Origin of the sequence: Aminiphilus sp. (genome assembly GCF_029975095.1) — a bacterium.
In the GTDB taxonomy this organism is placed as follows: Bacteria; Synergistota; Synergistia; order Synergistales; family Aminiphilaceae; genus Aminiphilus.
In genome coordinates this window covers 1-10,306 of the sequence record NZ_JARKPW010000063.1, presented here as the reverse complement: position 1 = coordinate 10,306, position 10,306 = coordinate 1, and the positions used below count along the sequence as shown (strand labels likewise).

Below are 10,306 nucleotides of genomic sequence, written 5' to 3'. Positions count from 1 at the left end.
TGTTTACCGCACTTCTTCTCGGGCTGGTTCCCTTTCCCGTAGAGGCTCAGGATGTCTACAGCGGCAATCCCGTGGCGAAGATCGCCCGGGAGACTTCTCCGGCGGTGGTGAACATCGACACGGAGACAATGGTCCAGCGCTCCCGCGTTCCCCTTCCTTTCGCGGATGACCCCTTTTTCCGGCGCTTTTTCGGAGAGGAGTTCGAACGGTTCAGCCGTTCCGTCCCCATGCGGGGCAAGGGTTCCGGATTCCTGGTGACGAAGGATGGCTATATTCTCACCAACAACCACGTGGTTCAGAGAGCGGATAAAATCACGGTGACATTGTCTGACGGAAGGGAACTGGAAGCGAAGCTCGTTGGACGCGATCCGACCTTTGATCTTGCGGTCATCAAAGTCGTGGGGAACGATTTTCCCGTGCTCGAACTGGGAGATTCGGATCGGATCGATGTAGGCGAATGGGTGGTGGCCATTGGAAATCCCTTCGGTCTCGAACATTCGGTGACGGTGGGTGTCATCTCCGCAAAAAACCGGAGCGTGAACGCCGGGGATGTGAGCTTTCAGGGATTTCTGCAGACGGATGCGGCCATCAACCCGGGCAACAGCGGGGGACCGTTGTTGAACCTCGACGGAAAGGTCGTGGGCATCAACACGGCGATCATTCCCTATGCACAGGGAATCGGCTTTGCCATTCCCGTCAACATGGCGCAACAAGTCATGGATGACCTCGTCCGTTTCGGAAAAGTGAAGCGGGGCTGGCTCGGTGTCTATGTCCAGCCCATCACCCCGGAGATTGCGGAAGCGTATGGTCTCAAGGGGACGGAGGGGGCTCTCGTTGCGGATGTCCAAGCCGATTCGCCTGCGGTGAAGGCCGGTTTGCTCAGGGGAGACGTGATTCTTTCCGTGGACGGTATTCCCGTGAAAACACATCAGGATCTCGTTTTCGGTATCAGGAGGCATCTCGCTGGTGACACGGTGGTTCTTGATGTCGTGCGCAAGGGAAAAGCAGAGACGATCCGCGTCCAACTCCAGGAGATTCCAGGGGCGGAAGAGGCTGCGGAGGAAGCACCGTCGGACCTTGAGGGGAAGCTTGGGCTGAGCGTGAACCCCGTCACGGAAGAGCTGAGGAGACGTTATTCTCTTTCGGAAAACGAGGGCGTGGTGATCACCAAGGTCGAAGGTGGCTCACCTTCGGAACGTCTCGGGCTGAAAGCGGGAGACCTGATTCTCGAGGTGAATGGAACTGCCGTAAAGGATCTCACGTCGTGGAAACGAGCTTTGGGACGGGTGAAGGGTTCCATTGTTCTCGTGGTACAAAGGGAAGGAAGAACATTCTTCGTCTCCATGCGGCTCCCCGAGTAGACGAGGAGTGACGGATCGGAAAAAGCGCCGGAGAGCTCGGGCTCCGGCGCTTTTTTTGTCTCGTTTCACGGGCGTAAATGGGACGAGGGCAGGTCATTCCAGAACTTCGAGAAGTGCCTCCATCAAATGTGGGTCGAATTGTGTTCCCGCGCAGCGCTTGAGTTCCGACAAGGAGTCTTCTCGGGGGAGCGCCGGCTTGTAGGGGCGCCCCCGCAACATAACGTCAAAAGAGTCGGCGATGGTAACGATCCTGGAGAGCAATGGAATGGCTTCGCCTCGTTTTCCCGATGGGTAGCCCGTCCCGTCCCAGCGTTCGTGATGGGCCAGAATAAATTCCGCAACGGCGACGATTTCAGTGGCGGAAGACTGGGCGATGCGGTATCCCGTCTCAGGATGTTTTTTCACAAGGCCCCATTCCGCTGTGGTCAGAGGACCGGGGCGATTGAGAATTTGTGCGGGAATCGTCACCATTCCAAGATCGTGGAAGCGTGCGAGATGCTGGAGATGGATCATCTCTTCCGGAGAGAGGGCCAGGAAACGGCCGATTTGCCTTGCGTATTGCCAGACCTGGAGTGCGTGCTCTTCGATTTCCGGGGTGCTGGTCATGAGGGTCTGTTCCAAGGAAGTGATGATTGCGATCCGCGAGCTCCGCTGCTGGGCGAGTTTCTTGCGGTACATCCAGTCTTCCGCCTCCTTGATGGTCGCATCCGGTTCCTCGGCGGTACTTTCCTTTGTGGCGAGGCCGAAAGCGATGCTCAGAGGCACCCGAACGCCCTCCTCCTTGCCCTGTGCCTCGTGGAGCTTGTCCACGATCGTCTTTGCCTGGCGGTATGAGGTGTTGGGCAGAAGAACGAGAAATTCGTCTCCTCCCCAGCGGGCCGCCACGTCTTTTTTGCGCAGGAAGGAACGGATCAGCTCCGCCGCTCTCTGAAGGAGGCGGTCGCCTTCCTGATGGCCGAAGGCATCGTTCGCGAGCTTGAGTCCGTTCACGTCACCCAGGAGAACGGAAAGGGGAAAAAACTGGGGATTGTCCAGCCGGTGGAGCTCGCCTTCGAGAAAACGCCGGTTGTGGAGTCCGGTGAGTGGGTCGTGGAAGCTGAGGTAGCGAATCTCTTCCTCTGCGGATTTTCGTTTTGTGATGTCGATGACGGAAATGTGCACCCGCTCGTAGGAATCGGTGTATCCCGGGTCCACGGCGTAGCTGAGGAGCGCGTGCAGAAGAGAACCGTCCTTTTTTCGAAGCGTCGTTTCGGCATGGAAAAAACGCTCACCCTGGGCGAGTGCTGCTGCGCCCTGGAGGAAGACAGGGAAAGAGTCCTTGTTCAGGATTTCCGGAAGAGTTTCGGGAGCCGGAGCAGTCGGAGAAAGAGTGAAGAGGCGGCGCGTCTCTCCGTTGATGTTGCGCAGGCGAATTGTCCGGGTGCATCGGTGCATATCCTCCGGAACGTGCCGAAAGTGCTCTTCCATGTCGGAGATTCCCGCTTCTCTCAAATTCGCGAGAAACGTGAGGGTTTCGGAGAAATCCGCCTCGCAGAGTGAAATGGGTGAGTGTTCGAAAAGGCTGCGGTAGCGGAGCTCACTTTCTCCGAGTTCCTTGGCGATCCGTTCCTTGGCATCCATTTCCACCTGGAGTCGTGCGTTCTTTTCCGCCAGTTCCTTCGTTCTTTCGAGGACTTTTTGCTCCAGTTCCGCCTGGTGAACCTGAAGGCGACGTTCCATGGTCTTCAAAGCGGCGATTTTCTGGTGAAGCTCCTCGTTGAGGCGAAGAATTACCTTGTAGAAATGGAGATTGCGGAGGTAGGCGGAAGAGGCGTTGAGAACCATGGTGAGAAACGCCATGGATGTATCCGAGAGGGCTTCCTTTTTCCCGGGAAGAATTCCGAGAAACATGCCGAGAACGTGGCTCTGGGTCGTCAGAGTGTGAAGGAGAATTCTGGAATTTCCGTCCGAGGCGGTGACGACCACGGCTTTTTTTCTGTCCAGAGCCCACGCGAAAGTCCGGTCTTCAATGAGTGGGCGTTGCTCTTTTTCAAAAAAAGCCTCGCTCGTGGGAGGATCACAATATGCCGGGAAAAATGCGCCGGATTCCTCCTCGAGGAGATAGAAACCGAGGGCGCTGAAGGGGGCGATGGAACGTATTCGTTTTGTTGTTTCCTTCAAGATCAGGATTTCTGTAGTCGTTTCGTCTATGAGCACAGGGGAGCTGTTGAGTTCCACGGCAAGATCCACGGCGCGCATCATTTCCCGGGATTCTGCCTCGAGTACACGAAGCCGCTCTTCGAGATAGTTTATTCGTGAGGGAGTTGTCTTCATGATCATCTCTCCGTGACGAAACGGGCTAGGGGGCGTTCTTTTGCGGAGAAGGAACACACCTCCTTCCGGGTCCGAAATCCGGAGGGGAGTGTCCGCAGACGCCGGGCTCCCGAGAACACGGCAGCGTTCGCCGAAATTGTCTCAAGGCATGAAGAGCACTCCTTCGCGGTGGAAGCCGTTTTTCCGGAGCAGGCATGCGAAAGGAGCGGTGACGCAAAAAGGCGTGTCCGCTGCTGTGGCGCTTGCGGACACGCCGTCGGGAACGACGGTTTACATGTCGAATTCTGGGCAGTGTACCTTGTATCCGACGCCACGTACGGTGACCACCATGGCGTCGAGATTGAAGGGGCGAAGTCGATCCCGAAGATATTTGAGATGGACGTCCACCACATTGCTGGTTCCGTCGTACTCCTTCTGCCAAACCTTGTTGATGATCTGTTCGCGGCTGAAAACCTGGTTTTCGTTGCGCATGAGCAGTTCGAGAATGTCGAACTCGCGTCGGCGGAGCAGGACAGGCTGTCCGTCGATGCGGCATTCTCTCGCCACAGGATCGAGCACGAGGGGGCCGCACTTGAGGATGGGACGCTGCTGCTCCGAACTCCGTCGGATGAGGGCGTTGACGCGGGCGACGAGTTCTCGGAAGTCGAAGGGTTTGACGAGATAGTCGTCGGCACCTCTGTTCAACCCCTCGACTCTGTCTTCAATGGCATCCTTTGCCGTGAGCATGATGACGGGAACCTTCTTGCCCGCCTCGCGGACTTTCTCGACCACCTCGAAACCGTCCCGGCCGGGGAGCATGACGTCAAGAATGACGCAGTCGAATTCGTTTTGCGTGAGCGCCGCCAGTCCTTCTTCTCCGTTCTTCGCTCCCTCCACGCGGAATCCATGTTCGGCGAATCCTTCTGCGAGCACTTGAACCAGATCGCGATTATCCTCGATGATAAGCAATTTCATGATGGATCGGGCCTCCCTCGTAGAGCATTTAGTCTGATTCTGTCTTTCTTCCCTTTAAGGTTTATTGTATTATTAAAGCACGGGATAGGAGAAATGTCGAGTGCAGAATTTACTGATTCAGGATCGTTTTTTGCAATACACCCAACGGAGGAGTATCCGGAACGATGGGGTGACACGATTGCCGTTGTCTTTCCGGTGCGTGCGTGATATGATCCGCTGTACCGGGTGCTCGGGGGATCGGAACGTCCTCCTGCTGGGCCCTTGGAAAAATTCCAGAGGTGATGACGATGATTCAAAAGGAAGTCAAGCAGCAGATCATTGAAGAGTTTTCCATGCACGGATCGGACACGGGCTCCACGGAGGTGCAGGTGGCTATCCTCACTCACCGGATCCGTGAGTTGACCGAGCACATGAAAGTGCACTCCAAGGATTTTCATTCCCGGAGAGGTCTTCTCAAGATGGTCGGCAAACGTCGTAAACTCCTCGCCTATCTGCGGAGCCGGGATTTCGGGCGTTATCAGGCGCTGATCCAGAGGCTGGGGCTCCGTCACTGACAGAGGCCGAGAAGCGAAGGACGAACGAGAGCGGGAAAATCCCGCTCTCGTTTTTCGTGTTTCATGTGTTATGCTTCTTGGCGGCGAAAACGAGCAGGTTGAAGAATGGGAGGAGCGAAAAGAATGACGAGAACTTTTGAGGTGGCGGTCGGAGGAAGCAGCATCACCTTCGAGACCGGAAAACTGGCGAAACAGGCGAGCGGATCCATTCTGGCGAAACAGGGTGAGACGGTGGTTCTCGTTTCGGCGTGCATCTCCGAAACACCCCGATCAGGCATCGATTTTTTCCCACTCCTTGTCGATTACGAGGAGCGGTACTATTCGGCGGGGAAAATCCCCGGAGGGTTCATCAAGCGCGAGGGACGTCCCTCGGAGACGGCGATCCTGAGTTGCCGTGTCATCGATCGCTCCATTCGGTCGCTTTTTGACGACAACCTTCGTTACGACGTGCACGTGGTCTCCACGGTACTCTCCGTGGACCAGGTGAATCCACCGAACGTCCTCGCGGTGAACGCCGCCTCCGCAGCGTTGACGATCTCCGAGATTCCCTGGGAAGGGCCTGTCGGAGCCGTACGCATCGGGCGCATCGATGGACAGTTTGTGGTGAATCCTATGGAACAGGACATGCCCCGCAGTGATCTGGATCTTCTCGTGGCTGGACATGCGGGGGGCATCACCATGGTGGAGGCGGGAGCGAAGGAGTTGCCCGAGGAGATCATGGTGGATGCCCTTGAGCTGGCGCACCGGGAGATTCTCAAGATCGTGGACGCGCAGCTCAGAATGCGGGAGGAGATAGGCAAACCGAAGCTTGTCGTTCCCGCTCCGGTACGTATTCCCGAGATCGACCGTTTTGTGGAGGAGACGCTCCGGGAGGACATCCGGAATGCCGTTCGTATTCATGAGAAAAAGCCCCGGGGTGAGGCGATCTCCGCGGCGAGGCAGAAAGCGCTCGACGCTTTCGGTGAGACCTTTCCCGACAGCGCCTGGTATATCAAGTGCGCTGTGGAAGAGCAGGTGAAAAAGGCCATGCGCACCCTCGTCATCGAGGAGCGCTTCCGTTCCGACGGCAGGGGCATGCGCGACGTACGTCCCATTTCCGTCGAGGTGGGCGTTCTCCCTCGCTGTCATGGCTCCGCCCTGTTCACGAGAGGCGAGACGCAAAGTCTCGCCGTGACGACTCTGGGCATGATGGGCGAAGACGAGCAGATTCTCGACGGTCTGAAGATCGACGAGCCCTCCAAACGCTTCATGCTTCACTATAATTTCCCCCCTTATTCCGTAGGAGAGGTGCGTCCCATGCGTGGTCCGGGGAGACGCGAAGTCGGGCACGGTGCCTTGGCGGAACGGGCGCTCAAGCAGCTCATGCCCGAGGAGGAAAAGTTCCCTTATATCGTCCGTGTCGTCTCGGACATTCTTGAATCGAACGGATCCAGCTCCATGGCCTCGGTCTGCGGTGGCAGCCTCTCTCTCATGGATGCAGGTGTTCCCTTTGTGAAAGCCTGCGCCGGAGTTGCCATGGGGCTCATCAAGGAAGGGGACAAGGTGGAGATCCTCACGGACATTCAAGGGCTCGAAGACCACTACGGAGATATGGACTTCAAGGTCGCCGGAACCCGTGACGGCATCACGGCGCTGCAGATGGACAACAAAGCCGGAGGGATCACCCGGGAGATTCTGGAAGCCGCCCTCGGACAGGCAAAGGAGGGGCGGCTCCACATCCTCGGAAAAATGGATGAGGTGCTTTCCACGCCCAGGGACTCGCTCTCGGCCTTTGCCCCTCGGATCACCACGATTCAGGTTGACCCGGAGAAGATCCGCGACATCATCGGCCCCGGCGGAAAAACCATCCGGAGCATCGTGGCCCAGACGGGAGCGAAGATCGACATCCAGGACGACGGCAAGGTCTTCATCGCCTCCGTGTCCGAGGAAGGAACGCGTCACGCCCTCTCTCTCATCAACGATCTCATCCGTGAAGTGCAGCCGGGAGAGGTCTTCGCGGGCAAAGTGGTCCGCATGATGGCTTTCGGCGCCTTTGTGGAGCTGCTTCCCGGCAAGGACGGACTGCTTCATGTGAGCGAAGTGAGCACGCATCATGTCCCCAAGGTGGACGACATTCTCAAGCCCGGCGATCCCGTGCTCGTCATCGTCAAGGAGATCGACGACATGGGACGGGTCAACCTGAGTCGTCGTCGGCTTCTTGAGCGGGCAGAAGAATTCGATCTGCAGAACAGGTTCGCGGACCTTCTCGCCATGGAGCGGGACCGGGAGGAGAAAATCGCCGCCGTGGCGACGACGCGTCCTCCGAGAAGTGGAGAGGACCGTCCGGAGCGCTCCGGAGGGCGCTCGGACGGAAATCGCTCCTTCGGTGATCGAGACCGGAGAGGCTCACAAAACAGAGGCGGTGGCAGGCCGCCCCGTCGCCGGGAGGAATAGTCCTCGGCGCTCTTTGCCCGAACCGAAGCACGTGCGTTTTTCCTTATAAGGTGAATTCGCGGAGAACATCGGGCAGGGTGTCAATGAAAGGATTCCGGTGGTGGGAAGATTGATTTTCGGGCTGCTCTCGACGGAGTGTGGGTGGATGTCACCTCTCGCGAGGGTGATGCCTGTGTCCCGTCACCACTTTCTCCGAACATAGAAACCTCTGAATAAGGCTACGTCAGCCCCTCGGAGCGCCTCGCAGAGCATGATGCGACCCGAGTCAAGGAAAAGCGAACGGCCTTTCTTCAGAGCTTTCCATACGTAAAAAACGAGGGCCTTCTCCGCGGAGAAGGCCTTCGTTCTGTCCTTGTGAGGTCGCGTTCGGTTGCGTCTCGCCGAACCGTAGCGCAATTCTTTAGGTGGTTGCCGTCATGCCTTCGAATCGTTTTCTGCAGGAAGAGCGACGTCTCTCAGGAAAGAGATTCCAGGAAGCGACGGAACCTGGCCATGCCCTCGACGATTTCCTCAGTGGCGTTGGAATAGGAAAAGCGCACGTGTTCCGGACAGAGAAAGGCACTTCCGGGAACGGCAGCGACCAGCTCGGATTCGAGAAGTTTTTCACAGAAAGCCATGTCGTCGTGAAAGGTTGTTCGTCCGTGCGTCTTGCCCATGCAGGCACTGATATCCACGAAGACGTAGAAGGCGCCCCTGGGCTCCGGGAAGGTGACGAGAGGCATGTCCCGCAGGAGTTTCACCATGAGATCCCTGCGTTCGGAGAAAACGGCGTGCATTGCGCGGACCTCCTCCTCTCCTCCCTGAAGAGCGCCGAGGGAGGCCCATTGCGCGATGGAACAGGCGTTGGAGGTGATGTGTCCCTGAAAGGCGGCGATCTTCTCCATCACCGCCGAAGGACCGAGGGCGTAGCCGATGCGCCAGCCCGTCATGGCAAAGGCCTTGCTCACGCCGTTGATCACGATGGTTCTGGGACGAAGCTCCGGCATGAGCTGAACGAGATTGTGGTGTACCGTCTCCCCGTAGACGAGGCGCTCGTAGATCTCGTCCCAGATGATCCACAAATCGTGCTGTTCGGCGAGCCTGCCGATGCCGCGGAGAAGGTCCCGGTCGAGTACCATGCCCGTGGGATTGCAGGGACTGTTGAGGATGATCGCCGTCGTCCTGGGGGTGATGGCCTGCGCTATGGTTTCCACAGTGGGCAGGTAGTTCGTTGCTCTCGTGTCGACCTCCACCGGGACCGCGTCGAGGAGACGAATCTGTTCCACGTAGCTCACCCAGGCGGGAGAGAGGACGAGCACCTCGTCACCGGGATCGACGATGCAGCCCAGCGTGTAGTAGAGCAGGGGCTTCGCTCCGGTGCCGACGAGGATGTCCGCAGGATCGTAGATGAGGTCGAAGCGGCGCGCATAGTATTCCGCGACGGCCTTCTTGAGTTCGGGAATACCGTTGGCGGCGGTGTAGTGTGTTTCCCCACGCTCCATGGCTTCCCGGGCGTACCGAAGTGCTTCCGGAGGAGAGGCGAAATCCGGCTCGCCGGCGCCAAAGGAGATCACGTTCTTGCCCTTGCTCTTGAGAGCCTTCGCCTTGCCGGTCACCGCGAGCGTCGCCGACGGTTCGAGTCGTCCGGCGCGGGAGGATATCTTCATCGTTTCCAGCCCCTTCCCTGTTGTCATGTCGTCTCGCCTTGCCGCATGGAGGCAAGTGAGCGTTTCGAGCGGTGGCATTTCCCGCATCAGGTGCGATTATAACGCAAAGAAAGGGAAAGGCGAGTGTGATACAATACGAGGTACAACGAAACGCCGCAGGAGAAGAGGAGGGATAGTCATGGACATCCGCTATGTCACGAGAAACATCGAGATGCCCGACGAAATCCGCAACTTGATGGACAAGAAGCTCGAGAAACTGGAGAAATTCTTTGACCGCATTCTCGATACGCAGGTGGAGGTCCACCACAGCCGAGGCATGTTCGTTGTGGAGATCACGTCCAACGTGAACGGCGTGATCATGCGGGGTGAGGATTACGCTCCGGATATGAGAAAAGCTTTCGATAAGGCGCTCAAGAACATCGAACGCCAGGTGAAACGACATAAGGATTACCTGAGGGATCGCTCGCACCTGAAGAAGGGGATTCCGGAGATTTCCTTCGACTTGGAGAGCACATTGCCTCTGGGAGAGGACTCCGCCTCCGTCGAGAAGGAGGAGATCGTCAAGGTTAAGCGTTTCCCCGTGCGCCCCATGTCTCCCGAGGAGGCAACCATGCAGATGGACCTGTTGGGGCACACTTTCTTCGTGTTCAGAAATTCCGACAACGGGGAGATCAATGTGGTTTACCGGCGAAGAGAGGGGAACTTCGGGCTTCTCCAGCCGGAGAAGTGATTCCTGCTGGGGACGAAATCGCGGCCCTGGTTCCGAGATCCGGACAGAGCGAGGGGAGCCGAGGCTCCCCTCTTTTCCATATGAACATTCCTGGAGGTGAGGCCATGTCCCGCGTCTGCACCACCGCATGTCCCAATGATTGTCCCGACGGCTGTGTCATGCGGGCCGAATGCGTTGCGGGAGAAGTATCGCTTCGTCCCCACGAGGCACATCCATGGACCAGTTTTCTCTGCGCCAAGGGGACGGCATGGGTCGAGCGGACCCTCGGGGACGATCGGCTCACAGTGCCTCTTCTTCGGGACGGGGCGGGGTGGA

General features: G+C 57.8%; 8 protein-coding genes. 5 read left to right on the top strand and 3 right to left on the bottom strand.

Annotated elements, in window-relative coordinates; translation table 11 throughout:
- Positions 1–71: 71 nt before the first annotated feature.
- A complete protein-coding gene (locus Q1K49_RS04005) occupies positions 72–1,361 on the top strand; it encodes a Do family serine endopeptidase (RefSeq protein ID WP_366146035.1) in 1,290 nt (429 codons plus the stop codon).
- A gap of 93 nt (positions 1,362–1,454) precedes the next feature.
- Here Q1K49_RS04005 and Q1K49_RS04000 read toward each other — a convergent pair whose 3' ends face one another.
- Entirely contained in the window at positions 1,455–3,674 is a 2,220-nt protein-coding gene (locus Q1K49_RS04000) for a diguanylate cyclase (RefSeq protein WP_300523063.1), read from the bottom strand.
- A 270-nt stretch (positions 3,675–3,944) separates the two neighbouring features.
- Entirely contained in the window at positions 3,945–4,628 is a 684-nt protein-coding gene (locus tag Q1K49_RS03995; protein WP_300523061.1) for a response regulator transcription factor, read from the bottom strand.
- A 287-nt stretch (positions 4,629–4,915) separates the two neighbouring features.
- Here Q1K49_RS03995 and rpsO point away from each other — a divergent pair, with 287 nt between their 5' ends.
- Both rpsO and Q1K49_RS03985 read left to right on the top strand, forming a co-directional pair.
- Entirely contained in the window at positions 4,916–5,182 is a 267-nt protein-coding gene (gene rpsO, locus Q1K49_RS03990) for a 30S ribosomal protein S15 (protein ID WP_029166136.1), read from the top strand.
- Between the two features lie 123 nt (positions 5,183–5,305).
- Positions 5,306–7,615 (top strand): polyribonucleotide nucleotidyltransferase, encoded by a 2,310-nt coding sequence (locus Q1K49_RS03985; RefSeq protein WP_300523059.1) that lies wholly within the window; start codon positions 5,306–5,308, stop codon positions 7,613–7,615.
- A 455-nt stretch (positions 7,616–8,070) separates the two neighbouring features.
- Here Q1K49_RS03985 and Q1K49_RS03980 read toward each other — a convergent pair whose 3' ends face one another.
- Positions 8,071–9,261 (bottom strand): pyridoxal phosphate-dependent aminotransferase, encoded by a 1,191-nt coding sequence (locus Q1K49_RS03980; protein ID WP_300523057.1) that lies wholly within the window; start codon positions 9,259–9,261, stop codon positions 8,071–8,073.
- Positions 9,262–9,439: 178 nt separating this feature from the next.
- Here Q1K49_RS03980 and raiA point away from each other — a divergent pair, with 178 nt between their 5' ends.
- Both raiA and Q1K49_RS03970 read left to right on the top strand, forming a co-directional pair.
- Positions 9,440–9,991 (top strand): ribosome-associated translation inhibitor RaiA, encoded by a 552-nt coding sequence (raiA, locus tag Q1K49_RS03975; RefSeq protein ID WP_213693054.1) that lies wholly within the window; start codon positions 9,440–9,442, stop codon positions 9,989–9,991.
- A gap of 104 nt (positions 9,992–10,095) precedes the next feature.
- Positions 10,096–10,306 (top strand): hypothetical protein (locus Q1K49_RS03970; RefSeq protein ID WP_300523054.1); only part of this gene is annotated, 211 nt, incomplete at its 3' end.